The sequence below is a fragment of the Sedimentitalea todarodis genome, assembly GCF_032595355.1.
In the GTDB taxonomy this organism is placed as follows: Bacteria; Pseudomonadota; Alphaproteobacteria; order Rhodobacterales; family Rhodobacteraceae; genus Sedimentitalea; species Sedimentitalea todarodis.
In genome coordinates this window covers 307,556-330,785 of sequence record NZ_JASMWN010000003.1, presented here as the reverse complement: position 1 = coordinate 330,785, position 23,230 = coordinate 307,556, and the positions used below count along the sequence as shown (strand labels likewise).

Below are 23,230 nucleotides of genomic sequence, written 5' to 3'. Positions count from 1 at the left end.
TGCGCATCTCAGCTTTCCATATCGAGCGCCAGCGCATAGGCGACGCGTTCTGTTTCGGAAAGCTTGATCGCCAACGCCTGTTCATAAAGCTCCCTGAACTCGGGGTTTTCGTGAAGTTCCTCTGCCTTGGCACGATGCCAGTCGCGCCCTTTTTCATGCCATTTGCGCAGCGTATCATCCTGCATCAACCGGTCATATTCGGCCCGGACCCGTGGAATGTTGCGCTTTATGGTGATGTCGCGGAAATCGGACCAGTCCATGCGGATCCAATAGTTGATTCCGATCGAACGATCCACATGCAGCGCGCGCCCGCGTTGTCGTTTGATCAGAAAGCTCTCGGCGCTGCGCAGGGCATAGTGGTTGAGTTGCAGCAGGTCATACCCGATGGAGCGTCGCGAATTGCGCCAGCCGTTGTTGGCGACCTCTTCAGTCATGTCCTTGCCCGATCCGTTCACCCAGCGGACCTGATCGCGCAGGTCCTCGTCAAGCTTGTTGGGCCTGTGGCAGCTGATCTTGCCATAGGCACCGATATTCTTGAACATCGTCTTGAAACCCCACGCCGTATGTGGCTTTGGACAGTACTTCGGCGCGCATCGCTCGAACTGGTCGATGACGAATGCATCCGCCAGACGGGTCACACCGTCATGACCAAAGAGTCGCCACGTCATCGCAACATTCGTGGCGTCAGGGACGGCGGCGAAAAAATCGTCCAGCGTGCCGTTACCGGTGCGCACATTGATGAATTCGTCCACATCGATATGGATGAGCCACTCTGCATCGCGAATGACGGCTTCCTTGCGCGACATGTTGAGCGCATGTTGTTGCGGTGACTTGCCCCGCCATTTGTCATTGTTGCGGTGCTGAACGATGCCCAATTGTTGCAGACGGTTCAGGATCTTGTCGGTGCCGTCCGTGCAGTCGTTGGTGTAGATCAGGAAATTGTCGACCCCGATGGCGCGATGATAGGCGATCCATTCGACGATATAGGGCGCTTCATTCTTCATGCAGCCGACGATGACACGCCCGGATGAGCCGTTCGGCAGGATGCGCCGAGGTGCCGGGGCATAGGCGGCGGCAAGGTCTTCTTCGTTGACGGCCCCCAGCCGGTTATGCGGCGCATAGGGGGAATTGCGCAGCTTGTCGAAATTCTGCACGGCGAGCGGCGGCAAAACGGCACGCGCGGCGGGGGAAAGCCCTGTGGCATTTTCCGGTTTCGACGGGTGAGGCGCGGTTCCCTTGCGCGCCTCACCTGTGGCCTTGTCTATGCGATACATGAAGGCCAGTAGGTATTGGGTCGCACGAAACCCGTTGCCAGGACCGGGTTCGCGCCAGTGGTCTTGCGCCGGCTCGGGGCGGAGATCGGCGGCCCGCAATGCAGGATGGGCAGCAACAAGGGCCTGATTGTCTGCGGCAAATCGGTCTGAGATCGCCGACAACGCGCCGGGCGCAATCGGCTCACCGCCGATTTTGGTTTCGGCCAGCAGGGATTGCCAAAGGTCGCCGGGAATATTCCGCTGTCCGTTGCGCGTCAGCTGGTGAAACAGCGCATTCATCTGCCGCGCGCGTTCAACCCAGGCGGCGGAGGGCTGCGGCGGCAGTGCGTCCGCCGTGGTTTTCCCTAACGTTGGAGCAATGTCGAAGAGCGCGCGGATTGCGTCGGGCGCAGTCTCGGATGCCAGATCATCCTCATTCAGCGGGTGCAGGGTAACACTCTCCGGGCCAAAGCTGCTTTCCCAGAACCGGACAAGGGCGGCATAGTCCAGCCAGAAGGGCGCACCAGACGGAACTGACGTGTCTGCCTCTTGATCTGTGGTGTCGATACAGGATTGCCACCAATTCCCGCTGTCAGCGAGCGCCAGTTCCCGGTCAAGTGGCGTGCTGCGGCCGGTCATCACCTGCTGGCCGTAGTGCCGGGCAAATGCGCTTGCCTGTTCGTCCACCTGTGCAACGATGCGGATGTCGCCGCATATCGGGCTGAGCAGGCTCTTGAGACGCTCCAACTCACTGCCTTTGCAGAGCGTATGACCCAACCGGGAATCGGAGAGGATCAGGGCCTTGGGCTTATGGATCTCGATCTCGCGCGCCAGATCCGCACTCAGCCGGTCACGCAACGCACATTGTTGCTCTGGGCTCATCGGTTCGTTCTGATCCAGATCCTTCACCGCCTGGCAGACGGTCGCGCTTGCGGTTTGCGAAAACAGGAAGCCCTTGGCGATCATCTGATCACGCTTGTCAGACATGACACGTTGAATCCGCTCAGTGACCAAAGAGTCCAGCCCGAGATGAATCCAGATGCGCATCACTTGCTCCCCAACCGTTCGCGGATGGGGTTGGCATTGAGGTGCCCCCACCAGGGCAGGTCCCGTCCCAGAAAGGTCGCGATCCTGGCGCGGGCATCGGGGTCTGCGATATCGAATTCGAGAAAATTCGGGTCCTTCGCAAAGAACCGGGCGAGGGCGGCATAGTGGCCTTCGACCCATTGCACACGTTGTTTGGTGGTGTCGCCATACCCTTCCGGCAGGCCCGGGATCGCGCTGTCGGGCAGACGGGTCAGGCCCAGATCGGACCAGGCCAGCATGGATTGAGACAGGTCAAATGCATCACGGCGAGACGCCAGAAACCGAACGTCAGGATGGTGTCTTTTGATTGCAAGCAGCAACGCAAAATCCATCTGCGGCCACAGCGATTTCGCACCGCGCAGCACACTCATTTCCGAAAGTGCCGTGATCCCCGGCAGATGCGCGGCGGGATCGCCGGTTTCGAAATAGCCGCGATAGAGCAGATCGGCGACGGGCGTTCCCTTTTGCGCCGGATCGACGGTATTGCGCCCGCGCAAGCGATGGTCTGCCACTGCATACCCTGCCAGCCGCAGCGCCCTGGCCAGCGTGGTTGTGCCCGATTTCGGCAGGCCGAGGTTGACCACTTCCAGTGTCATGCTGCCAATCCCAAGGCGTTCAACAGTGCCTCTTCCTGCGGTGGCAGCGGATTGGCGCAGCGCAGTTGATCGCGCATCTGTTGATATTCGGGCAACGTGAGCAGCGCATCACGCCGCGCGATGTGGCGCGCAACACAGTCCCTGTGCAGAGCGTCGACCACGGGATCGCGCCGCAGGTCAGCAAGCGCGGTTTCAAGTGCGGGAAGGTAGCGATGGATGCTGATATCGGTATGGGAAGCATCGTTGCGTTCCCGCCAGTAGGTATCATCGAATGCGCGGTTTTCGCGATTCACATCGCCCCTGTCATTCTTGAGCAGGTAACTGTCCAGCGACCGCAGTGCATAGTGGTTCAGTGTCGCGAATTGCCGCGCGCCCTTTGCAGGAAAGCGGCGTATGCGCCGGGGATTCGCCGCAACGAGGAACCTGTGCGGTACATCGCGCCCCGATCCATCTGTCCAGCGCGGGCGCATGTCGGCGGCAAGGCTGCTTTTGAAAAATGGTCGGTGCGCGCCGAAATATTGCAGCGGAAAGTCATTGCGCACCAGCGTCTTGACTTCGATTGCGAATTCTCCGCACCAGAGGTCGGGGTTGTGCGAACGGGTGAACTGCGAAATCACCGGCGCATCTGCGAACGCCTCAATCCCGTTGTTGGCAAAGAACTGGAACGTCACTGAAATTGCCTGCGGATCACCGCAGGCTGTAATCAGGGCGGGGATCGTGTGATCGCCGGTGTGAATGTTCAGGAACTCATCGACATCGGCAACCCAGACCCAATCGGCGTCGGCCACGATGTTCTGCCGCCGTGCGTCTTTCAGCGCCTCCATCTGGTAGTTGCGCCCTTTCGCCGGGTTGGGCAAGTGGCGCACGATTCCACGTTCGGCCAGCGCGTCAAGCAGGTGGTCGGTTCCGTCGCTGCAATCGTTGGAGTAGAACAGGAAATCCGTAACACCGATCAGCCTGTTGAACAGGATCCATTCCAGCAGAAACGGCCCTTCGTCCTTGACGCAGGTCACGGCGGTGATCCGCATATCCGATTGCTGTCCGCCACGTGCCATGTGTTCTGCCTGATCTGAGGGCGCTGGTTCTGAGCCAATACCGCTTGTTAGTTACGCAATTGATGCCATCCGGGCCATATCGGGTCAATCATCGTGGTCAAACGCGTCGGATTTGAGGCAAATTGCGCCATTCTTCGGAGCCAGGTTTAGGACCAAGGTCGCAGGGCACCGTGCTTGACGGCACGGCGCGACTCATGACCTTTTAATAACAAAGGGAGATTTCATGCAAATACCGCCGTCTATCGAAGCCGTGCAGGAGATGTTGTCGGCGCAGGGTTATGTCTGTGGCCGGGCTTTGGCCACGGTCGTCTTCTTGTCGCTCAAGCTGGGCCGCCCATTGTTTCTTGAGGGAGAAGCCGGGGTCGGCAAGACCGAGATTGCCAAGGCGCTGGCCGCGTCGCTCAATCGACGCCTGATCCGGCTGCAATGCTACGAAGGGCTGGATGCTGCGAGCGCGGTTTATGAATGGAACTTCCCCGCGCAGATGATCGCCATCCGCACCGCCGAAGCGACGGGTACCGCAGACCGCGCCGCGCTGAACCGGGAATTGTTCAGCAGCGACTTTCTTGTCGAACGCCCGCTGCTCGAGGCGATGCGCCCGGATGAAAATGGCGCGCCGGTCTTGCTGATTGACGAATTGGATCGCACGGACGAGCCGTTTGAAGCGTTCCTGCTTGAGGCGTTGAGCGACTTTCAGGTGACGATACCGGAACTCGGTACGATCAAGGCGCCCGAGCCTCCGATCGTCATCCTGACCAGCAACCGCACACGTGAAGTGCATGACGCGCTGAAACGCCGCTGTCTCTATCATTGGGTCGATTACCCGGATTTCGACCGCGAGATCGAGATCCTTCAGGCCCGCGCGCCCGAGGCGTCCGAAGCTCTGAGTCGTGAAGTGGTTGCCTTTGTTCAGTCCCTGCGCACCGAGGATCTGTTCAAGAAACCCGGAGTCGCGGAAACAATCGACTGGGCCAAGTGTCTTCTGGCGCTGGATGTGATCAACCTCAGCCCCGAGGTCATTGCCGATACGCTGGGCGCGATCCTGAAATACCAGGACGACATCCAAAAGCTGCAGGGCTCGGAAGCCAAGCGCATCCTCGACGAGGCGAAGGCGACGCTGGAGGTGGCCTGATCGCGGGTATGTTCGCGATCCGCGATGCTGTAACCTGATCTGAATGGCGTGGGGGATAGGATGGATTTCGAGGCCCAGGATTCAACGAAGCTGATCATTCTGATGATCGCCGGCGCGGCCTTTGCCGGGGCGGGGCTGTGGCTGTTGTTGAAGCCGAAGCCCAGCGGATCGAGTGCAAAGATCGAGCTGTTCGGGCTGAAATTCGAGAGCTCCTCCGCCGGGCTGCTGGTGTTCCTGATCGGGGCGGCGTTTCTGGTGATCCCACTGTTTGTGCCGGAAAAAACCGGGGGACCGCGGATTGGTGGCGGAAGTATTGGCGAGGAACCTGCCGATCCGGTGGGCGGGCAGGCCGCGTCGGTTTCGAACCGCGCTGCGGTGGTGCTGCCCGACGCGCCAGGGATCGAAGAAGTGGAACCGAACGAGCGGGTGCAGCAGGCAAACCAGCTGAATGTCGGTGCCACGGTCGGCGGCAAGGTCCGCAAGGGTGATTTCGATTGGTACGTGATTCCTCTGCAAGCGCATCAGGGCAAGCGTCTCGTGGTGACTCTGCGCCATGTCGATGGCGGGCCTGTATACGGCGAAGTTTTCGATGCCGACGAACAGCGAGACGAGCAGTTGCAGACATCGGCGGGGGCGGATGTTGGGCGTGTCGAGATATCCGGGTCGCGTGCCTACGTGCGGGTTCAGCCGAACTTTCTCAACAAGCCGGCAGAGTATGAACTCACGTCCCGTGTAGAAGAGTTCTGAATGTCCAAATACACCCCCCTCGACATTCCCGACAATCCCAAGCTTGTCCACAACATCACGCATTTCGCCCGTGCCCTGCGCAAAGCGGGGCTGCCGATCGGCAGCGGGCGGGTGATTGACGCGATCCGCGCGGTTGAAGCGGCGGGGTTCAGCGACAAGCGCGACTTTTATTGGACGTTGCACGCCTGTTTCGTGAACAAGCCGGAACAGCGGGCGGTGTTCGCACAGATCTTCCGGCTCTACTGGCGCGATCCGCGGTTCATCGAACACATGATGGCAATGATGCTGCCCGCTATTCGTGGTGTGCAGGAGGATCGCAGCGCGCAAGCGGCGGAAAAGCGCGCGGCAGAGGCGTTGCTCGACGGCACAACCCCGGATCTGCCCGAGGGCGCGACCGACTCACCGGATGACGAGACCCTGATCGAGGTCGATGCCTCGATGACCATGTCCGCCGAGGAACGGCTGAGAAAGCTGGATTTCGAGCAGATGAGCACCGCAGAGGTCGCGCAGGCCAAGCGCATGCTGGCGCGGCTGACGCTGCCGGTCAAACCCATCCCGTCGCGGCGCGGCATCGCCAGCGCAAGGGGCGCGCGCATCGATTGGCGGGGCACGTTGCGCGCCAGCATGCGGCAGGGCGGAGAGCTGCGCGATCTGGCGCATCTGAAGCCGCGATTGCGCTGGCCCAATCTCGTCGTGCTCTGCGATATTTCCGGTTCGATGAGCCAGTATAGCCGGATCACCCTGCATTTCCTGCATGCGGTCTCCAATGCGCGCGGCGCGGGCTGGGCCAGGGTTCACGCCTTTACCTTCGGCACCCGCCTGACCAACATCACCCGGCACCTGAACCAGCGTGACGTCGATGCTGCGCTTGCGGCGGCAGGGGCCGAGGCGCAGGATTGGGAAGGCGGCACCCGCATTGGCGAGTGCCTGCACGCGTTCAATCGCGACTGGTCGCGCCGCGTGATGGGGCAAGGCGCGGTGGTTCTCTTGATCACCGATGGTCTGGACCGGGACGACCCGGAAGCGCTGGCGCGCGAAATGGAACGGCTGCACCTGTCGGCGCGGCGTCTGATCTGGCTGAACCCGCTGTTGCGATGGGACGGGTTTGCGCCCAAGGCACAGGGGATCGCGGCAATGCTGCCGCATGTCGACAGCTTTCGTGCGGGGCATTCGGTGGCCTCGATGCAGGACCTGGCCGAGGTCATTTCACGCCCGGATGATGTCGGCGAGAAAGCGCGGCTGATGGCAGTGCTGGACACGGCGCGCTAGGGGCGCGGTGTTTGTGTCGGCCACGCAGCGCAACTATGTATTCCGGGCCGGCAATTGCCCTGGGGAGGACAGAGATGGACCGATTTGACAACAGCCCGGAAACCGCGCTGGCCTGGCATCGCGAGGGCATCGGCGCGGCCTTGGCCACGGTCGTGCAGACCTGGGGCAGTGCGCCCCGTCGTGTTGGCGCACAGCTTGCAATTGGTGGCGACGGGCGGATCGAAGGGTCGGTTTCCGGCGGTTGTGTCGAAGGTGCGGTGATTGCCGAAGCGCTTGAAGCGATGGAAAACGGCACGCATTGCGTACTGGAATACGGAGTCAGCGATGACGACGCCTTTGCGGTTGGGTTGGCCTGCGGCGGCACCATCCGGGTGCTGGTCGAGCCGGTCGGCCCTGTGCTGCCCGAACCGGTGTTGGCCGAACTGGTCAAAGCCCGCGCGGGCCGCGTCGCGTTGGCCTATGAGGTCAACCTGCAAAGCGGTGAGCGGCAACTGGTGCGCGACGGCTATCCGCACCGGATGCGCATGGATCGCTCGGGGTTTGAAGAAGACGGGCAAACCTTTGTCGCCGTGCACAATCCACCCTTGCGGCTGATCGTGGTGGGGGCGGTTCATATTGCGCAGGCACTGGTGCCGATGGCGCGGATTGCGGGGTATGATCCGGTGCTGATCGACCCACGGGACGCGTTTGGATCCGATGCGCGGTTCCCCGGAGAGACCATTCTGCAGGATTGGCCGGACGAAGCCGTCTTAAAGCTGGGATTGGATACGCGTACCGCGCTGGTGCTGTTGACACATGACCCCAAGCTGGATGATCCAGCGCTTGAGGCGGCGCTGGCGGCGGACGTATTTTACATCGGCGCCTTGGGATCGACCCGGACCCATGCCAAGCGGGTCGACCGCATGATCCAAGCCGGATTCACGGATGAGCAGATCGCGCGCATTCATGGACCGGTCGGGCTTGATATCGGGGCGGCGGGACCGGCCGAAATCGCGGTGTCGATCCTCGCGCAGATGACGCAGGTTCTGAGACAGGGATGAGGTTTGGCCCGGTTCCCGTGGCCGAGGCGGTCGGGCATGTGCTGGCCCACTCCGTGCAATTGCCGGCGGGACGGTTGCGCAAGGGTATGATTCTGTCAAAGGGCGATGTCGCGGCGCTCGCGGCGTCCGGGTTTGACCAGATCACGGTGGCGCGGCTCGATCCCGGGGACATTGGCGAAAATGATGCCGCAGAGGCGCTGGCCAGGGCGCTTGTGCCTGATCCGAAGACGGCGGGGCTGCATCTGAGCGCACCGTTTACCGGACGGGTCAACCTGTTGGCGGACGGCCCCGGTCTGGCCCGGATAGATGCCGCCGCTATCGACCGCGTCAATCATGTGCATCCCATGATCACCGTCTCGACAGTGCCGCGCTGGCAGCGGATGGACCGCGATGGCATGGTCGCGACCGTCAAGATCATTTCCTACGCGGTGCCCGGAACGGCACTGGAACGGGCCTGCGAACTGGCACCGGGGGCCCTGACCCTGCAGCGCCCGATGCTGAGCCGTGCGGAGTTCATCGAGACCCGGATTTCCGGGCGGGCCGAGGGACCGACGAGCGACAAGGGGTATCGCATGATGCAGGGGCGTCTGGATCGTCTGGGCGTCGACCTGTCGGACCCTGTCGCGGTGGCCCATCGGATTGCTCCGCTGGTACAGGCGATCGCCGCCTGTGACGCCGAGCTGATCCTGATCCTGACCGGCTCCGCCACTTCGGACCCGACCGACGTGGCCCCCGAAGCGGTGCGGCGTGCAGGCGGCGAAATCATCCATTTCGGAATGCCGGTGGATCCGGGCAACCTGTTGTTTCTGGGCCGGATTGGCGCGCAAATGGTGATCGGCCTGCCGGGCAGCGCCCGGTCACCGGCTGTCAGCGGCGTGGACTGGGTCCTGGAGCGGGTGATTTGTGGTCTGCAGGTCAGCCCCCAAGATATCATGGATATGGGGGTTGGCGGATTGCTCAAGGAGATTCCGACGCGTCCCCAGCCGCGCGGATCAAGGAACTGACAGCATGTATTATGCTAAAGTCCTATAAGATTCTTGTTCTCAATGTGCGGACAGCGTGCTTAACTCCTGAAAAAGCAAACGACATCTACAGGGAGGAATGTGATGGTTGATGTGACCATGACGGTGAATGGTGTTTCGAAGTCCGGCTCGGTTGAAGGACGAACGCTGCTGTCCGGATTTTTGCGAGACGGTCTGGGGCTGACGGGAACGCATGTCGGTTGTGACACGTCCCAGTGCGGCGCCTGTGTCGTGCATGTGGATGGCGTTGCGGTCAAGGCCTGCACCATGTTCGCGGTAGAAGCGGACGGGGCCTCGGTCGATACCATCGAAGGTCAGGCCGATGCTGACGGGACATTGAATACCATCCAGCAGGCGTTTCAGGATCATCACGGTCTGCAATGCGGATTTTGCACGCCGGGCATGGTGATGTCGGCTGCGGCGTTGCTCAAGGAAAACCCCAAGCCCAGTGAAGCGGAAATCCGGGACTACCTGGAAGGCAATCTGTGTCGCTGTACCGGGTATCACAACATCGTCAAGGCGATCATGGCGGCCTCTGGTCAGGACGTGGCCGCGATCGCGGCAGAGTAAGACGGGGGGCCGGCCCCCCGAACCCCCCGGAGTATTTTCGCAAAGATGAAGGGGGCGGGGTGTAGACCGGCCTGTCGAAGTGTGGCGGGCAAACTCGCCGGGTTTTCACGGAGGACTATGAACATGCCTAAAGACAGTGGCATCGGCGCCAGCCCAAAGCGGCGCGAGGACGTGCGGTTTCTGAGCGGGACCGGAAATTACACCGACGATATCAATGTCCGGGGGCAGGCCTATGTGCATTTCCTGCGCTCGGATGTTGCGCATGGCAAGATCAACGGGATTGACACAAGTGTGGCGGCAGCGATGCCGGGCGTTGTGCGGATATTCACCGGCGCGGATTTCGAAGGGGTCGGCGGACTGCCCTGTGGCTGGCAGGTGACCGACAGGTTCGGCGAAGTGATGCAGGAACCGGGCCACCCGGTTCTGGCGCAGGGCAAGGTGCGCCATGTCGGCGATCCCATTGCGGCCGTTGTGGCGGACACATACGAGCAGGCGCGGGACGCAGCCGAGGCCATCGAGTTGGATATCGAAGATTTGCCGGCCGTTGTCGACATGAAGGCGGCGCTGGCAGACGGCGCAACCAAGGTGCATGACGATCTCACCAGCAACCTTTGCTATGACTGGGGCTTTGTCGAAGAGAACCGCGAGGCAGTAGATGCGGCGATCAAGGGTGCGGCGCATGTGACGACGCTGGAGCTGGTCAATCAGCGCATGGTGGCCAACCCGATGGAGCCGCGCGTTGCAGTGGGTGATTTCAACCGCGGGACCGGCGATCATACGCTATACACCACCAGCCAGAACCCACATGTGATCCGCCTGTTGATGGGTGCCTTCGTTCTGGGCATTCCCGAGCACAAGCTGCGGGTTGTCGCACCGGATGTGGGTGGCGGTTTTGGCACCAAGATTTTCCATTATGCCGAAGAAGCGTTCTGTACATTTGCCGCCAAGGCGGTGAACCGTCCGGTGAAATGGACGTCGTCGCGGTCAGAAGCGTTCATGTCGGATGCCCACGGGCGCGATCACGTGACCAAGATTGAACTGGCTCTGGATGCGGACAACAACTTTGTTGCGCTGCGCACCGATACGCTGGCGAATATGGGGGCCTATCTGTCAACCTTTGCGCCGTCGGTTCCGACCTGGCTGCACGGCGTTCTCATGGCGGGCAACTACAAAACGCCGCTGATCTACGTGAACGTCAAGGCGGTGTTTACAAACACGGTGCCTGTTGATGCCTATCGCGGGGCCGGACGTCCGGAGGCGACCTATCAGCTCGAACGGGTGGTCGATAAGGCAGCGCGCGAGTTGGGTGTGGACCCGATTGCGCTGCGTCGCCAGAACTTTATCACCGAGTTCCCCTACGCCACCCCGGTTGCTGTGGAGTATGACACCGGCGACTATCATGCGACGATGGACAAACTGGAAGAGATCGGCGATTTCGCTGGCTTTGCCGCGCGCCGTGCCGATAGCGAGAAGAACGGCAAGCTGCGCGGTCTGGGTGTGAATTGCTACATTGAGGCCTGTGGTATCGCGCCGAGTAGCCTGGTGGGCCAATTGGGCGCGCGCGCGGGCCTTTATGAGAGCGCTACCGTGCGGGTCAATGCCACCGGTGGTCTGGTTGTGATGACCGGCAGCCATTCGCATGGGCAAGGGCATGAAACGGCCTTTCCACAGGTGATTGCGGAGATGATCGGAATCGACGAAAGCATGATCGAGATCGTGCATGGCGATACCGCCAATTCGCCGATGGGCATGGGCACATACGGGTCGCGCAGTCTGGCCGTCGGGGGATCCGCGATGGTGCGGGCGACCGAAAAGATCATCAACAAGGCACGCAAGATCGCGGCACACCTGATGGAGGCCGCAGAGGCCGATATCGAGTTGAAGGATGGCGCTTTCAGCGTTGCGGGCACCGATAAATCGGTGGCATGGGGCGATGTGTGCCTGGCCGCTTATGTGCCGCACAACTATCCGCTCGAAGATATCGAGCCGGGGTTGGAGGAGACGGCATTTTACGATCCGTCGAACTTTACCTATCCGTCCGGCGCCTATGCCTGTGAGGTCGAAGTGGATCCGGAGACCGGTAAGGTGAGTATTGAGCGGATGATTGCGGCCGATGATTTTGGCAATGTCGTCAACCCGATGATCGTGTCGGGCCAGGTTCATGGTGGTCTGGCACAGGGCATCGGGCAGGCGTTGCTCGAGCACTGTATCTATGACGATGACGGTCAACTTCTGAGTGCGAGCTACATGGACTATGCCATGCCGCGTGCGGATGATCTGCCGTTTTACGAAGTCGATCATTCCTGCTGCACACCCTGTACCCACAATCCTCTGGGGGTGAAGGGCTGTGGCGAGGCCGGCGCGATCGGCTCACCGCCATCGGTGGTCAACGCGGTGGTGGACGCGCTGCAATCGGGCGGCAAGAACGTCACCCATGTCGACATGCCGCTCAGCCCGTCACGGGTATGGGCCGCGATGCAGGGCTAGGCTGAAGTAACGGGGCCGGGGGGCCAGCCCCCCGGAACCCCCCGGAGTATTTGCACAAAGATGAAGAGGCAGAGCTTCTTCTGGGAGGACTGAAATGTACAGTTTTGAAGTGGACAAACCGGACAGCGTCGATGCGGCGGTATCGGCATTGGCGGTCGAGGATGCACTGGCACTGGGTGGCGGGCAGACGTTGATCCCGACACTCAAACAGCGGCTGGCGAGCCCGTCGCGGTTGGTGAGCCTGACAGGGATTGCCGGCATGAAAGGGGTCAGCAGCGCAGATGGTGTTGTCACCATTGGTGGCGGAACCACCCATGCCAGGGTGGCGGTGGAAGCGGCGCCAGCCTATCCGGCACTGGCCGCTCTGGCCGGTAACATCGGTGATCCGGCGGTCCGCAATCGCGGCACCATTGGCGGTAGCCTTGCCAACAATGATCCGGCGGCCTGTTATCCGTCGGCAGCACTTGCCAGCGGCGCGACCATCGTCACGAATGCGCGCGAGATCGCGGCGGATGACTATTTTCAAGGGATGTTCACCACGGCGTTGGAAGAGGGTGAAGTGATCACCTCGATACGCTTTCCGGTGCCCGAAGCAGCGGACTATCAGAAGTTTGAACAGCCGGCATCACGCTTTGCGTTGGTGGGAGTCTTCGTGGCCCGTTTTGCAGACGGGGTACGGGTTGCCGTGACCGGGGCGTCGGAAGAGGGCGTGTTCCGGTGGAGCGAGGCGGAAGCCGCACTGACCGGAAGTTTCGCGGCAGATGCGATTGACGGGCTGAGCCTGAGCGGCGATGGCATGATCTCGGATCTTCACGGAACCGGGGATTATCGCGCGCATATCGTCAAGGTGATGACGCGGCGGGCGGTCAGGGCAGCGGGCTGAGCCGGTGAAGTCAGGTCTGACCGGAAAATTCACCTCCCTAGAGGGCCCATCCAGAGATCAGGCCCCGGGCGGTGTTGGCAAAATTCGGCCCCGGCCTGTTGCATGGTCTTCTACAGAGTTGCCAGCTAGCTGTTGAACACGTATCGTGAGGCGAGATTCAACCAGTCGGTGAATTTCTTTTGACAACAAGAGGGTGGAAGATCATGAAATTTAAGCTTTTCGCATTGGGCGCAGTCGCCCTCGGTTTGGCCGCTTGTGCACAGCCCGAGCCGGTGCCGGTTTATGTCCAGCCGACATTCGACAAGACAGGCAATGCAAGCTGTACCGCAGGTTACCAGCTGGCGACGACTGAAACCGGGGCGACAGTCTGCGCACCGATCAGCCAGTAAGGAAAGCTCTCCGGCTGATGCCGGCGCGGTTGCGCGCCGGTGACGTCAGTATCGGGACAGGCCCGAAAACGAAAACGCCCGGCAGATCATGCCGGGCGTTTGTCATTCAGCGCACGTTTGAAGCGGCCTCAGCCGCTGGTATCTACTTGTTCGGCAAAGGCCCGATCAGCATGACCATCTGGCGACCTTCCATCTTGGGGAAGTTCTCGATCCGACCGATATCCTTGGTGTCTTCGGCCACACGCTCGAGCAATTCGCGACCAAGGTTCTGGTGGGCCATCTCGCGACCACGAAAGCGCAGAGTCACTTTGACCTTGTCGCCGTTTTCCAGGAACTTGAACACGTTTCGCATCTTGACGTTGTAGTCATTGGTGTCCGTGTTCGGGCGGAACTTGACCTCTTTGATCTCGATGGTCTTTTGCTTTTTTCGGGCTTCGGCTTCGCGTTTCTGGGTTTCGTACTTGAACTTGCCGAAATCCATGATCTTGCAAACGGGCGGGTTTGCGTTTGGCGAAATTTCGACCAGATCCAATCCGGCTTCGTTGGCCATTTCGATCGCGCGGGCAGGGGTGACGACACCGACGTTTTCGCCCTCGGCTCCAATCAGGCGGATTTCGGGGGTGCGGATGTTTTCGTTTACGCGCGGGCCGGTATCTCGGGTTGGCGGCGCGTTATGGGGTCTGCGGGCTATGGAATCGTTCCTTTGATCGTTCGAATAACTGAAACGCAAACCTATCTTTGGCTGCGTCGCTGTTCAAGTCGCAATTCTTTGCCGAAATACACGCATTGCGGCACTTGAGCGGGAATTCCCCCTTGATTGTGACCGTAATGAAGCAGATCTAGCGGGCAACCGGTACCGGTCGGGTGCCCGTGTTTCAAAATTGGAGAATGTCATGAAGCCAGTGATCTGGGTTGTTGCTGCCGCCGCTGTTGTCGGTGCGGGCTATTACTACATGAACAATCAGGAAGAGGTGAATCAAGCCGTGACCGAAGCGGCCGACACGACCGAAACCGTTGCGGAGGAAGCCGTGACAGAGGCCACCGAAGCCGCAAGCGAGGCATCGTCGGCCGTCGGAGAGGCCGTTGATGCCACCGCCGAGGCTGTAGGCAGCGCCGTTGATACGACAGCAGAGGCTGTGGTTAAGGCCGTTGATGCCGCGACTGACGCTGTGGGCAGCGCGACAGATGCGGCTTCCAAAGCGGTGGATGATGCTGTGGACGCGGTGACGCCGACGGCGGACAGCGTGGAAAACGCGGCGAAGGATGGCGCTGACGCTGCAACCGAAACGGCAACGGATGCGGCAGAGACCGCCGAGGATGTGGCTGCGGAAGCAGCGGCAGCGGCGGACGCTGCCGAAGAGAGCGTGGCCAAAACGACCACCGAAGCCACAGAGGCGGCTGAAACGGTCGCTGATACTGCCGCCGACGCGGCCAGCACTGCGGAGAAGGCTGCAGCCGATGCCGTGGACAGCGCAACCGGGGCGGCCACCTCGTCGACCACCGATCTGACCGAGATCCTTACGGTTGAAGGGTTTGATTATGACAAGGCCGCAACGGCCCTGCAGGAATCGGATCTTGGCGCGGCGAAGAAGGCGACCTTGCTGGCGGGACTGAACCAGGCGCGAGACAATCCGGAACTACTCAAGGTGGCCCTGGAGCAAATCCGGTCTGCTATGGGTCTTTGATCGCTTGTACCCATCGGTAGGCCGCAGGTCAGTTGACATGCCGGCCTATCCATACCGGGAACTCGGGTTGGAACAGGGTGCCTGATGCGCCTGTTCGGAACGCCCCAGACCAAAAAGGGACGCCTGCCCAATTGAGGGGCAGGCGTTCTTGCCTTCAGGTAGCGGCGATGTCAGCCGACAAACGCCTTTTCGACCACGTAATGCTGCGGGTCGGAATTCGCGCCTTCCACTAGATCGAAATCTTCGAGAATTTGCTTGATGTCCTGGTTGAAGCTCAGCGAGCCGCAGACCATCGCACGATCGGATTCAGGGCTGATCGGAGGAATGCCGAGATCGGCGAAAACCGTTCCGTCCTGCAGCAGGTTGGTGATACGGCCCATCTTGGGGCTCTGCTCTCGCGTGGTGGTCGGGTAATAGCGGATCTTGTTCAGGTTCTCTGTTCCGATCAACTCCTGCATCATTTCGTCGGCCTTGAGCTCTTCGATCAACTGCCGACCGTATTCAAGCTCGGCGACATCGCGGCAGGTGTGGGTGACGATGACCTCTTCATAGTTCTCATAGGTTTCCGGTTCGCGCAGGAGCGAGGCAAAGGGCGCAAAGCCGGTGCCGGTGGCAAAGAACCAGATGCGCTTGCCGGGAAGCAGCGCGTCATGCACCAGCGTACCCACGGGTTTGGGACGCAGGATGATCTGATCGCCGGGCTGAATATGTTGCAACTTGCTGGTCAGCGGGCCGTCCTGGACCTTGATCGAATAGAACTCCAACTCGTCGTCCCATGCCGGGCTGGCAATGGAGTAGGCGCGCAGGAGCGGCTTGCCGTTGTCACCCAGAAGGCCGATCATCACGAACTCCCCTGACCGGAACCGCAGGCTTTGCGGGCGGGTCACGCGGAAGGAAAACAGCCGGTCGGTCCAGTGCCTGACGGCGGTGACCGTTTGGGCATCGGGCAGGGTCGGCGTCTTGACGGGTATGGCGTCGGTCGCGGCTTTGGTCACGGGGGTCATCTCTGTCATCGTTTGCACTGCCGGTCTGTTAGACCGACACCTCTGATTAAGCTTTGATGTATGTCAGGAAAAGGGGCCTTAGCCGCGCAGGCGCGATTGATAGTCGTGTTCCTGCCAATTTGCACGGGCCAGCCATTGATCTTCGGGCTGACGATTGGCCAGCGCCACGTCAATTTCGACCTCGTCAAACCCCGAACGTCGCGCCATCGCGTATTGATCTGCCAGCACATGACCCCGCGCGCGCAACCGGCCGGTATAGCCGCGCAGCCGCAATTGCCGCGCAATGGTAAAGCCGCGGCCATCAGCGGAACTGGGGAAATCAACGCGGATGATCTGCAGACCGGAATGCAATGGCACATCTGCCGGATCGGTGTCTGACGCCACATCCAGCGCCACCGCGTCATTGGCGGCCTTGCCTGCATCGCAATAGCCGGTGGTCCAGTCATCCGGGCCAAAGCCCGCGTCGGTTACGAGTACTGTCATGTTCTTGCTCCTATACGGACCATCTTGCCATTCACAAAATGGATGCCGCATTCGTCCTTGTTCTGGTCGCGCCAGCGTCCGGCGCGGGGGTCTTCGCCCTTGGCGACGGGTGACGTGCAGGGGGCACAGCCGATTGACGGATAACCCCGCGCAACCAGCGGATGCCGGGGAAGTCTGTTTTCGTCCATGTAGGCGCTCACGTCTTCGGGGGCCCAATGCGCCAGCGGGTTGATCTTGATGCGCCCGGTGCCGTCTTCGACCTCAAAGAAGTCAAGTGTCGCGCGCGTGCCGGATTGAAACCGTTTGCGTCCCGTGATCCAACCCTCATAAGGCGCGAGCGCCTTGTTCAGCGGCGCAGTCTTGCGCAGGGCACAGCAGGCATCCGGGTTGCTCCTGTGCAGGGTCCGGTCCGCGTCGCGTGACGCAATGTCGTCGGCGCGAATGATGCGCACGTTGCTCAGGCCAAGACGCTCGGACACCTCGGCCTGATAGACCAGCGTTTCGGTGAACAGCATCTCGGTGTCGATGAACAGGACCGGAGTGGACCGATCCACCACCGCCGCCATGTGCAACAGCACCACAGATTCCGCTCCAAAGCTCGACACCAGCGCGATATGCCCGGCCTCGCGCAACGCCCCTTGCATCACTGCAGTGGCGCTGTGATGCCGGTAACGCGCGTTCAGTTCGCTCACCCTGGCCGCAAGCGCAGATGGGTCGGGGCCACCGGCAGGCGCATTTTCTGCGAGATCAAGCATGGTGCTACTCGGCAGCCACGGCGGCCCGCGGATAGAGCGCCGACTTGAATGGTGCCAGCCCGATGCGCCGGTAGGTTTGCAGGAAGGTCTCGGACGATTCCTTGCGAAGGTCGAGATAGGCATAGACCAGCCGCTCGATGGCCGGGATCACGTCGTCGGCGGAAAAGCCGGGACCGACCCGTTCGCCGAGCGCCGCATCCTCGGTGGCATCTCCACCCAGGGTGATCTGGTAGTTCTCCACCCCTGCACGATCCAGACCCAGAATGCCGATATGTCCCACGTGATGGTGACCGCAGGCGTTGATGCAGCCCGAGATCTTGATCTTGAGCGGGCCGATATCGTTCTCGATCTTCAACTCATCAAACCGCGTGGCGATCTGCTGGGCGATGGGGATCGACCGGGCGGTTGCCAATGCGCAATAATCCATGCCGGGGCAGGCGATGATATCGCTGATCAGACCGATATTGGCGGTGGCGAGCCCATCCGATTTCAACGCCGCGTGGATCGCGGGAAGGTTGGACTTGTGCACATGCGGCAACACCACATTCTGCTCGTGGCTGATGCGCAGTTCGTCATAGCCATAGCGTTCCGCGATATCGGCCATCAGACGCATCTGGTCGGCGCTGGCGTCGCCCGGGGTGGCCCCATGCGCTTTCAGGCTGATCGAGACAATCGCGTGATCCGGGTCGCGATGCGCGGTCAGGTTGGTGTCGGCCCAGCTGCGGAACACGGGGTCCGCGTTGTAGGCGTCATCATAGGCCGCGACCGAGCCGGAGCGCAGCCTGGGCAAAGCAAACGCGGCTTCAAGCTCCGGCAACAGGTCCTGATCAACACCCGACCAGACCGGGCGCAGCCGATCAAAGATACGTTCCACCCGTTCGCGGATGTCGTCGATGCCATGCTCGTGGACAGTGATCTTGATCCGGGCCTTGTATTTGTTGTCGCGCCGTCCCAGCAGGTTGTAGACGCTGAGAACCGCTTCCAGATAAGGGAGCAGATCGGCCTGGGGCAGAAACTCGCGGATGACCTTGCCGATCATCGGAGTGCGGCCGAGTCCGCCGCCGACAAGCACCTTGTAGCCAATCTCGCCGTCCTGCTTCACGATCTGCAGGCCGATATCATGCGCCTTGATCACGGCGCGGTCGGTGTCGCTGCCGGTGACGGCGATCTTGAACTTGCGGCCCAGGAACTGGAACTCCGGATGATCGGTGGACCATTGGCGGATCAGTTCGGCAACCGGGCGGGGATCGGCGATTTCGTCTGCCGCCGCACCTGCGAAATGATCCGCGGTCACGTTGCGGATGGTGTTGCCACTTGTCTGGATCGCGTGCAGACCAACCTCGGCCAATGCGTCCAGCATGTCGGGGATGTCGCGCAGTTTCGGCCAGTTGTACTGAATATTCTGGCGGGTGGTGAAATGGCCATACCCCTTGTCCCAGCGTTCTGCCAGGTCGGCCAGCTTGCGCATCTGCGCGCCGTTCAGCGTGCCGTATGGGATTGCAACCCGCAGCATGTAGGCATGCAGTTGCAGATAGACGCCGTTCATCAGTCGCAGCGGCTTGAACTCGTCTTCGGTCAGGGAGCCGTCAATCCGGCGTTCGACCTGAGCGCGGAACTGGGCGTTGCGTTCGGCAAGAAACGCGGTGTCAAATTCGGTATAGCTGTACATCTGGTCTGTCCTGTCTGGAGATATCACGCGGCTGGCGGGCGGGGTGTCCTACCCGCGCGAACCTGCCTGCGTTTCCTGTTTGCCATGGGCATAGTTCGAAGGCCCGGTGCGGCGGAACTCCTCACGGAAATGAGTAGGTTGCGGCCCGGCAGCTGCGGGCAACATATCGGCCAGATAGGCACCAACCACGCGATCGGGTTGCCGCTCTGCGTTAAGCAGGCGTAGCTGGGAATGGGCCTCGTCCGTTATGATCTCCGCATCGGCAAGATCGCGGCTCCAGCCATCCGTGGCTGTCATATAGATCACATCGCCTTCAAGAAGATCCGACGCGGTGACGACTTTGGGAGTGAATTCGCGGGGCATCTGCTTGTTTCCTCAAGACTGCGTTGTTTCTGCGCTCAATATAGGAAATTTTTCTACGTTTACGCCAGACGCCTTGCTAAATAAGGAATATTGTTCCAAAAGTGACGCAGAAGAGAACATCTGACCTGAGCAAAGGGGGGAAACCGGAATGGCTGCGCGGATCGATGACGTAGATCGGAAAATTCTGGCGGAATTGCAGCGGGATGCAAGCCAGTCGCTGGACGATATTGCCCGCGCGGTGGGCAGTTCCAAGACCCCGGTCTGGAATCGTATCCGCAAGTTGCGCAAGGCGGGTGTGATCGGACAGCAGACTGTTGTACTGGACGCCGAGGCACTGGGATTCGAGGCCTGCTTTTTCGTCCTGATCCGCACATCCGAGCACGAGGCGGACTGGCAGGCGAGGTTCCTCAAGGCGTTACAGGACCGGCCCGAAGTGCAGGAAGCGCATCGGCTCGCCGGGGATATTGACTATATCCTCAAGGTCCGGGTGAAAAATGCGCGCGCCTATGACGAGTTCTATCAGGCGCTGATTTCAGAGGTGCGTGTGCACAATGTCACCGCACTCCTGTCGATGGAAGAAATCAAATCCACAACCATGCTGCCCTTGTAGGCGCGCCCGGTCTCTGCGCTCTGGTCACGACGAGGATGGCCCTGTTAGGGTCCGGGGGATGAACCGCCTACGACATCAACGAATCTGGATGGTGCTGGTATTCCTGCTTGCCGTTGCCGCTCTGGCTGGAGGCGTTTGGCGTTATGGGTATTTGCAGGCGCTCGAACAGCTTGCGCGCCGTGCAGAGGCGGATCTGGCACTTGCAAGCGACCGGCTGAGCACTGAATTGCAGGTCTATCAGGAACTTGCCGTGCTGTTGACCGACCACCCGATGCTGGTGGGGCTAGACGATCCGGACCGTCGCGCCGATGCGCAGGTGCAACTGCTGGAAGTGGCCGACAAGACAGCGGCGCTAGATGTCGCGTTTGCCGACACGTCGGGGCGCATTCTGGTGAGTGCAAACGGGCTGACAGCAGACGATGTATCCGACGAACCCTATTTTCGCCGGGCCTTGCAAGGGGCATTGGGGTCTGACCACGGGATTCGTGCGCCGCTGAACCGGCGCGCCTACTACTACGCGGCGCCCGCCTTCGATGCGGCCGGCCGGGTGCGGGGGGCGGTGGTCGTCGTGGCCGATGTGGCCAGTATCGAACTGGCCTGGCCCGGCAGCGCACCGGCGGTGTTCTTTACCGATGCCAACGGCGAGGTGTTCATCACCAATCGGTTCGAATTGCTGTTCTGGACCCGTCCTGAAAGCGGCATCGGGCTGGTCCCCCCCGAAGGGCCCGCCCCTGAGTTTCGCGCGGCGCGGACCGGGGCGCATGATATCTGGAATATTCGCTGGGGACCGTATGTTCCGACGCGCGCGCTGCATCTTCAGCGGCACCTGCCGGTTGTCGCGCTGACGGGAGAGATCCTTGTCAACGCGACACCCGCCCGGCGTCTGGCCTGGTTGCAGGCGTCTGCGGTGGCCGCGATCTGCCTGGCTTTTGGTGCCATGCTTTTTCTGGCGACCGAGCGGCGACGGACATTGGCCCAGGCCAATGCAGTTCTGGAAAGCCGCGTCGCCAAGCGCACACGGGCATTGTCAGAGGCGAACGCGCATCTGCGTCAGGAAATCATCGAGCGGCTGGAGGCAGAGGCCGCTCTCAAACGCGCGCAGGCTGATCTGGTACAGGCAGGCAAGCTGAGTGCGTTGGGTCAGATGAGCGCGGGGATCAGCCACGAGTTGAACCAACCGCTGATGGCGATCCGGTCGTTTGCTGAAAACGGCGCGCAATATCTGGAACGTGGGCGCAGCGACAAGGCGGGAGAGAACCTGTCGAAGATCACTGATCTGGCACATCGCATGGGGCGGATTATCCGTAGTCTCCGCGCGTTCGCCCGTCAGGAAAGTGAAGAGGTTCGGCAAGTGGATATCGTGGCGATCCTGGACGGTGTGATCGAGTTGACAGGCGCACGGATGCGGCAGGATGCGGTAGAAATCCGGTTTGCCCGACCGGAGCACCCGATCTGGGTTCGGGGGGGCGACGTGCGGTTGGGACAGGTTTTCGTGAACCTCTTGACCAACGCGGCTGACGCGATGGCGGGGCAAGACGACAAATGCATCAGGATCGAAGTGACCGAGACCGGCCCATTGACCGTGATCGTGCGCGACACTGGCCCCGGAATCGATTTGCCCGACAAGGTGTTTGAACCGTTTTATTCGACCAAGGTGGTCGGGGCGTCCGAGGGCATGGGGCTGGGGCTGTCGATTTCCTATGGGATCGTACAGAGCTTTGGTGGCGATATCCGTGGTGAAAATGCACCCGGCGGCGGGGCGGTGTTCAGCGTCCAACTGGAGCCTTGGCAGGCGGAGCAGGCAGCATGACGGGATTGCGGCGCGTCTTGCTGGTGGACGATGATGCGGCGGTGCGCGAAGCACTGGCGCAAACGCTGGACCTTGCAGACCTGGAGGTGACGACTGCGGGTTCTTTCGTGGCAGCCAAGGATCATATTCTGCGCGACTTTCCCGGGATCATCCTGTCCGACATCCGGATGCCGGGTCGCGATGGGTTTCACCTATTGGCCTATGCGCGCGAGGTGGACGAGGATTTGCCTGTGGTCCTGCTGACCGGCGAAGGTGATATTCCGATGGCCGTGTCGGCGATGGAAAAGGGCGCCTTCGATTTTCTGGAAAAACCCTGTGCACCAGCCGAACTTGTCGAAGTTCTGGGCCGGGCACTTGCGGCGCGGCAGACAACACTGGACATGCGGGCAGAGCGGGAGCGGGCCCAATCCGGGGATCCGGCGGCGCGCATGATCTTTGGCACATCGGCCCTGGCGGAAGGTGTTCGCGAACGGGTGCGACGTTTGGCGAAAACCGCAGCTGCGGTGTTTGTCACCGGCCCGCCCGGCAGCGGCGTGTCCAAGGTCGCCGAGGTGATACATCTCTGCTCGGAGCAGGCGCGGGGACCTTTTGAAAAGCGCGCGGCTGCGGGATTGGATCGCGCGGGCCTGCATCAGGCGTTGAGCTCCGCCGCTGGCGGAAGTCTGTTTCTGGACGAGATCCGCAATTTGCCGGCTGATACACAGATTACGCTGATCGAAGCGCTGGAAGAGACCGGGCAGGCGCGGGTGATGGCAGGCAGCACGGTCGACCTCGATGAGACCATGCTGAATGGCGATCTCTACTACCGACTGCAAGTGGCGTCGGTGCGGATACCGTCGCTTGCCGAACGTCCCGAGGATATTCCGGTGTTGTTTCGCCGCTACGTACATCAGGCGAGCGAGCAGGCGGGCCTCGGCGCGCCGCAGATCACGCCCGAACATCTGGCCGCCCTGATGGCGCAGGATTGGCCGGGCAACGCGCGATCTCTGATGAGCGCGGCGATGCGGTTCGTGCTGGGGATGCCGGAGGGAGTCAGCGAAGCGGCGGAACTTGGGCTCACTGAACAGATGGCGCGCGTGGAGCGATCGTTGCTGATTGCCGCGCTTGGCCGACAGAACGGTCATGCATCGGATGCGGCGAGGGCGCTCAAACTGCCACGCAAGACATTCTATGACAAATTGGCCAAGTACGGGATTCGCCCGGAGGATTTCCGCCGCTGAGGGTGTGCGGATTTCCGCACATTTCCCGGTTTGACTGTGTGGGAAATCGCACAACCACTCGACGCTGGTCTATCATTAATGTGAGAAGCGAGTTGTAATATG

At 61.1% G+C, this 23,230-nt stretch carries 22 protein-coding genes; 13 read left to right on the top strand and 9 right to left on the bottom strand.

The features are described from left to right. Positions 1 to 8: 8 nt before the first annotated feature. From QO231_RS06365 to QO231_RS06355, 3 genes are read right to left on the bottom strand one after another with little or no spacing between them, the layout of a single operon-like run. On the bottom strand, positions 9 to 2,300 hold the full coding sequence (locus QO231_RS06365; protein ID WP_316774394.1) for a glycosyltransferase family 2 protein: 2,292 nt from the start codon (positions 2,298 to 2,300) through the stop codon (positions 9 to 11). Further along, positions 2,300 to 2,935, bottom strand: a complete 636-nt coding sequence (locus QO231_RS06360) for a hypothetical protein (protein WP_316774392.1) — start codon at positions 2,933 to 2,935, stop codon at positions 2,300 to 2,302. Before QO231_RS06360 ends, QO231_RS06365 begins: the two co-directional genes overlap by 1 nt. Continuing rightward, a complete protein-coding gene (locus QO231_RS06355; RefSeq protein ID WP_316774574.1) occupies positions 2,932 to 3,963 on the bottom strand; it encodes a glycosyltransferase family 2 protein in 1,032 nt (343 codons plus the stop codon). Before QO231_RS06355 ends, QO231_RS06360 begins: the two co-directional genes overlap by 4 nt. Before the next feature lie 250 nt (positions 3,964 to 4,213). Between QO231_RS06355 and QO231_RS06350 the strand changes: the two genes are divergently transcribed. The 9 genes from QO231_RS06350 (at position 4,214) to QO231_RS06310 (ending at position 13,529) form a co-directional block, all read left to right on the top strand. Beyond that, positions 4,214 to 5,122 (top strand): AAA family ATPase, encoded by a 909-nt coding sequence (locus tag QO231_RS06350; RefSeq protein WP_316774391.1) that lies wholly within the window; start codon positions 4,214 to 4,216, stop codon positions 5,120 to 5,122. Between the two features lie 60 nt (positions 5,123 to 5,182). Beyond that, positions 5,183 to 5,869: a hypothetical protein gene (locus QO231_RS06345; protein ID WP_316774389.1), complete on the top strand. Its 687-nt coding sequence runs from the start codon at positions 5,183 to 5,185 to the stop codon at positions 5,867 to 5,869. Then, the gene (locus QO231_RS06340; protein ID WP_316774387.1) at positions 5,870 to 7,138 is read left to right on the top strand and encodes a vWA domain-containing protein; all 1,269 of its coding nucleotides are present in this window, start codon (positions 5,870 to 5,872) and stop codon (positions 7,136 to 7,138) included. Between the two features lie 74 nt (positions 7,139 to 7,212). After that, positions 7,213 to 8,178 (top strand): XdhC family protein, encoded by a 966-nt coding sequence (locus QO231_RS06335; protein ID WP_316774384.1) that lies wholly within the window; start codon positions 7,213 to 7,215, stop codon positions 8,176 to 8,178. Next, on the top strand, positions 8,175 to 9,182 hold the full coding sequence (locus tag QO231_RS06330) for a molybdopterin-binding protein (protein ID WP_316774383.1): 1,008 nt from the start codon (positions 8,175 to 8,177) through the stop codon (positions 9,180 to 9,182). Before QO231_RS06335 ends, QO231_RS06330 begins: the two co-directional genes overlap by 4 nt. A 102-nt stretch (positions 9,183 to 9,284) precedes the next feature. After that, the gene (locus tag QO231_RS06325; protein ID WP_316774381.1) at positions 9,285 to 9,770 is read left to right on the top strand and encodes a (2Fe-2S)-binding protein; all 486 of its coding nucleotides are present in this window, start codon (positions 9,285 to 9,287) and stop codon (positions 9,768 to 9,770) included. 123 nt (positions 9,771 to 9,893) lie between these two features. Continuing rightward, positions 9,894 to 12,257 carry a xanthine dehydrogenase family protein molybdopterin-binding subunit gene (locus tag QO231_RS06320; RefSeq protein WP_316774379.1) on the top strand — a complete coding sequence of 788 codons (2,364 nt, stop codon included), beginning with the start codon at positions 9,894 to 9,896 and terminating at the stop codon, positions 12,255 to 12,257. A gap of 94 nt (positions 12,258 to 12,351) precedes the next feature. Continuing rightward, complete coding sequence (locus QO231_RS06315; protein ID WP_316774377.1) at positions 12,352 to 13,140, top strand: FAD binding domain-containing protein; 789 nt, start codon at positions 12,352 to 12,354, stop codon at positions 13,138 to 13,140. Between the two features lie 203 nt (positions 13,141 to 13,343). After that, positions 13,344 to 13,529 (top strand): hypothetical protein, encoded by a 186-nt coding sequence (locus QO231_RS06310; RefSeq protein ID WP_316774375.1) that lies wholly within the window; start codon positions 13,344 to 13,346, stop codon positions 13,527 to 13,529. Positions 13,530 to 13,671: 142 nt separating this feature from the next. Here the strand turns inward: QO231_RS06310 and infC are convergent, their stop codons facing one another. Further along, the gene (gene infC / locus QO231_RS06305) at positions 13,672 to 14,259 is read right to left on the bottom strand and encodes a translation initiation factor IF-3 (protein ID WP_316774373.1); all 588 of its coding nucleotides are present in this window, start codon (positions 14,257 to 14,259) and stop codon (positions 13,672 to 13,674) included. A 163-nt stretch (positions 14,260 to 14,422) separates the two neighbouring features. On the opposite strand from infC, the gene QO231_RS06300 reads away from it, so the two are divergent. Next, on the top strand, positions 14,423 to 15,214 hold the full coding sequence (locus QO231_RS06300) for a translation initiation factor 3 (protein ID WP_316774371.1): 792 nt from the start codon (positions 14,423 to 14,425) through the stop codon (positions 15,212 to 15,214). A gap of 170 nt (positions 15,215 to 15,384) precedes the next feature. On the opposite strand, the gene QO231_RS06295 is transcribed toward QO231_RS06300, so the two are convergent. The 5 genes from QO231_RS06295 to QO231_RS06275 form a co-directional block, all read right to left on the bottom strand. Further along, entirely contained in the window at positions 15,385 to 16,227 is an 843-nt protein-coding gene (locus QO231_RS06295) for a ferredoxin--NADP reductase (RefSeq protein ID WP_316774370.1), read from the bottom strand. Positions 16,228 to 16,296: 69 nt separating this feature from the next. Next, positions 16,297 to 16,701 (bottom strand): DUF934 domain-containing protein, encoded by a 405-nt coding sequence (locus QO231_RS06290; RefSeq protein WP_316774369.1) that lies wholly within the window; start codon positions 16,699 to 16,701, stop codon positions 16,297 to 16,299. After that, positions 16,698 to 17,456, bottom strand: coding sequence for a phosphoadenylyl-sulfate reductase (locus QO231_RS06285; protein ID WP_316774367.1), 759 nt, complete (start codon positions 17,454 to 17,456; stop codon positions 16,698 to 16,700). The genes QO231_RS06290 and QO231_RS06285 overlap by 4 nt, the downstream gene beginning before the upstream one ends. Before the next feature lie 4 nt (positions 17,457 to 17,460). After that, a complete protein-coding gene (locus QO231_RS06280) occupies positions 17,461 to 19,125 on the bottom strand; it encodes a nitrite/sulfite reductase (protein ID WP_316774365.1) in 1,665 nt (554 codons plus the stop codon). Between the two features lie 48 nt (positions 19,126 to 19,173). Further along, positions 19,174 to 19,488, bottom strand: a complete 315-nt coding sequence (locus tag QO231_RS06275) for a DUF2849 domain-containing protein (RefSeq protein WP_316774364.1) — start codon at positions 19,486 to 19,488, stop codon at positions 19,174 to 19,176. A gap of 148 nt (positions 19,489 to 19,636) precedes the next feature. Between QO231_RS06275 and QO231_RS06270 the strand changes: the two genes are divergently transcribed. Genes QO231_RS06270 through QO231_RS06260 form a run of 3 tightly spaced genes read left to right on the top strand, consistent with a single transcriptional unit; the run spans position 19,637 to position 23,128 of the window. Continuing rightward, positions 19,637 to 20,098 carry an Lrp/AsnC family transcriptional regulator gene (locus QO231_RS06270; protein WP_316774362.1) on the top strand — a complete coding sequence of 154 codons (462 nt, stop codon included), beginning with the start codon at positions 19,637 to 19,639 and terminating at the stop codon, positions 20,096 to 20,098. 58 nt (positions 20,099 to 20,156) lie between these two features. Continuing rightward, entirely contained in the window at positions 20,157 to 21,908 is a 1,752-nt protein-coding gene (locus QO231_RS06265) for a sensor histidine kinase (protein ID WP_316774361.1), read from the top strand. Next, positions 21,905 to 23,128 carry a sigma-54-dependent transcriptional regulator gene (locus QO231_RS06260; RefSeq protein ID WP_316774359.1) on the top strand — a complete coding sequence of 408 codons (1,224 nt, stop codon included), beginning with the start codon at positions 21,905 to 21,907 and terminating at the stop codon, positions 23,126 to 23,128. The genes QO231_RS06265 and QO231_RS06260 overlap by 4 nt, the downstream gene beginning before the upstream one ends. Positions 23,129 to 23,230 lie beyond the last annotated feature (102 nt).

Coding starts and splice junctions, on each gene's coding strand:
- QO231_RS06285 (WP_316774367.1), bottom strand. CDS start 17,456: ATGCTTGATCTCGCAGAAAATGCGCCTGCCGGTGGCCCCGACCCATCT.
- QO231_RS06310 (WP_316774375.1), top strand. CDS start 13,344: ATGAAATTTAAGCTTTTCGCATTGGGCGCAGTCGCCCTCGGTTTGGCC.
- QO231_RS06365 (WP_316774394.1), bottom strand. CDS start 2,300: ATGCGCATCTGGATTCATCTCGGGCTGGACTCTTTGGTCACTGAGCGG.
- QO231_RS06295 (WP_316774370.1), bottom strand. CDS start 16,227: ATGACAGAGATGACCCCCGTGACCAAAGCCGCGACCGACGCCATACCC.
- QO231_RS06315 (WP_316774377.1), top strand. CDS start 12,352: ATGTACAGTTTTGAAGTGGACAAACCGGACAGCGTCGATGCGGCGGTA.
- QO231_RS06335 (WP_316774384.1), top strand. CDS start 7,213: ATGGACCGATTTGACAACAGCCCGGAAACCGCGCTGGCCTGGCATCGC.
- QO231_RS06260 (WP_316774359.1), top strand. CDS start 21,905: ATGACGGGATTGCGGCGCGTCTTGCTGGTGGACGATGATGCGGCGGTG.
- QO231_RS06330 (WP_316774383.1), top strand. CDS start 8,175: ATGAGGTTTGGCCCGGTTCCCGTGGCCGAGGCGGTCGGGCATGTGCTG.
- QO231_RS06350 (WP_316774391.1), top strand. CDS start 4,214: ATGCAAATACCGCCGTCTATCGAAGCCGTGCAGGAGATGTTGTCGGCG.
- QO231_RS06325 (WP_316774381.1), top strand. CDS start 9,285: ATGGTTGATGTGACCATGACGGTGAATGGTGTTTCGAAGTCCGGCTCG.
- QO231_RS06275 (WP_316774364.1), bottom strand. CDS start 19,488: ATGCCCCGCGAATTCACTCCCAAAGTCGTCACCGCGTCGGATCTTCTT.
- QO231_RS06340 (WP_316774387.1), top strand. CDS start 5,870: ATGTCCAAATACACCCCCCTCGACATTCCCGACAATCCCAAGCTTGTC.
- QO231_RS06265 (WP_316774361.1), top strand. CDS start 20,157: ATGAACCGCCTACGACATCAACGAATCTGGATGGTGCTGGTATTCCTG.
- QO231_RS06300 (WP_316774371.1), top strand. CDS start 14,423: ATGAAGCCAGTGATCTGGGTTGTTGCTGCCGCCGCTGTTGTCGGTGCG.
- QO231_RS06355 (WP_316774574.1), bottom strand. CDS start 3,963: ATGCGGATCACCGCCGTGACCTGCGTCAAGGACGAAGGGCCGTTTCTG.
- QO231_RS06270 (WP_316774362.1), top strand. CDS start 19,637: ATGGCTGCGCGGATCGATGACGTAGATCGGAAAATTCTGGCGGAATTG.
- QO231_RS06345 (WP_316774389.1), top strand. CDS start 5,183: ATGGATTTCGAGGCCCAGGATTCAACGAAGCTGATCATTCTGATGATC.
- QO231_RS06280 (WP_316774365.1), bottom strand. CDS start 19,125: ATGTACAGCTATACCGAATTTGACACCGCGTTTCTTGCCGAACGCAAC.
- QO231_RS06290 (WP_316774369.1), bottom strand. CDS start 16,701: ATGACAGTACTCGTAACCGACGCGGGCTTTGGCCCGGATGACTGGACC.
- QO231_RS06360 (WP_316774392.1), bottom strand. CDS start 2,935: ATGACACTGGAAGTGGTCAACCTCGGCCTGCCGAAATCGGGCACAACC.
- QO231_RS06320 (WP_316774379.1), top strand. CDS start 9,894: ATGCCTAAAGACAGTGGCATCGGCGCCAGCCCAAAGCGGCGCGAGGAC.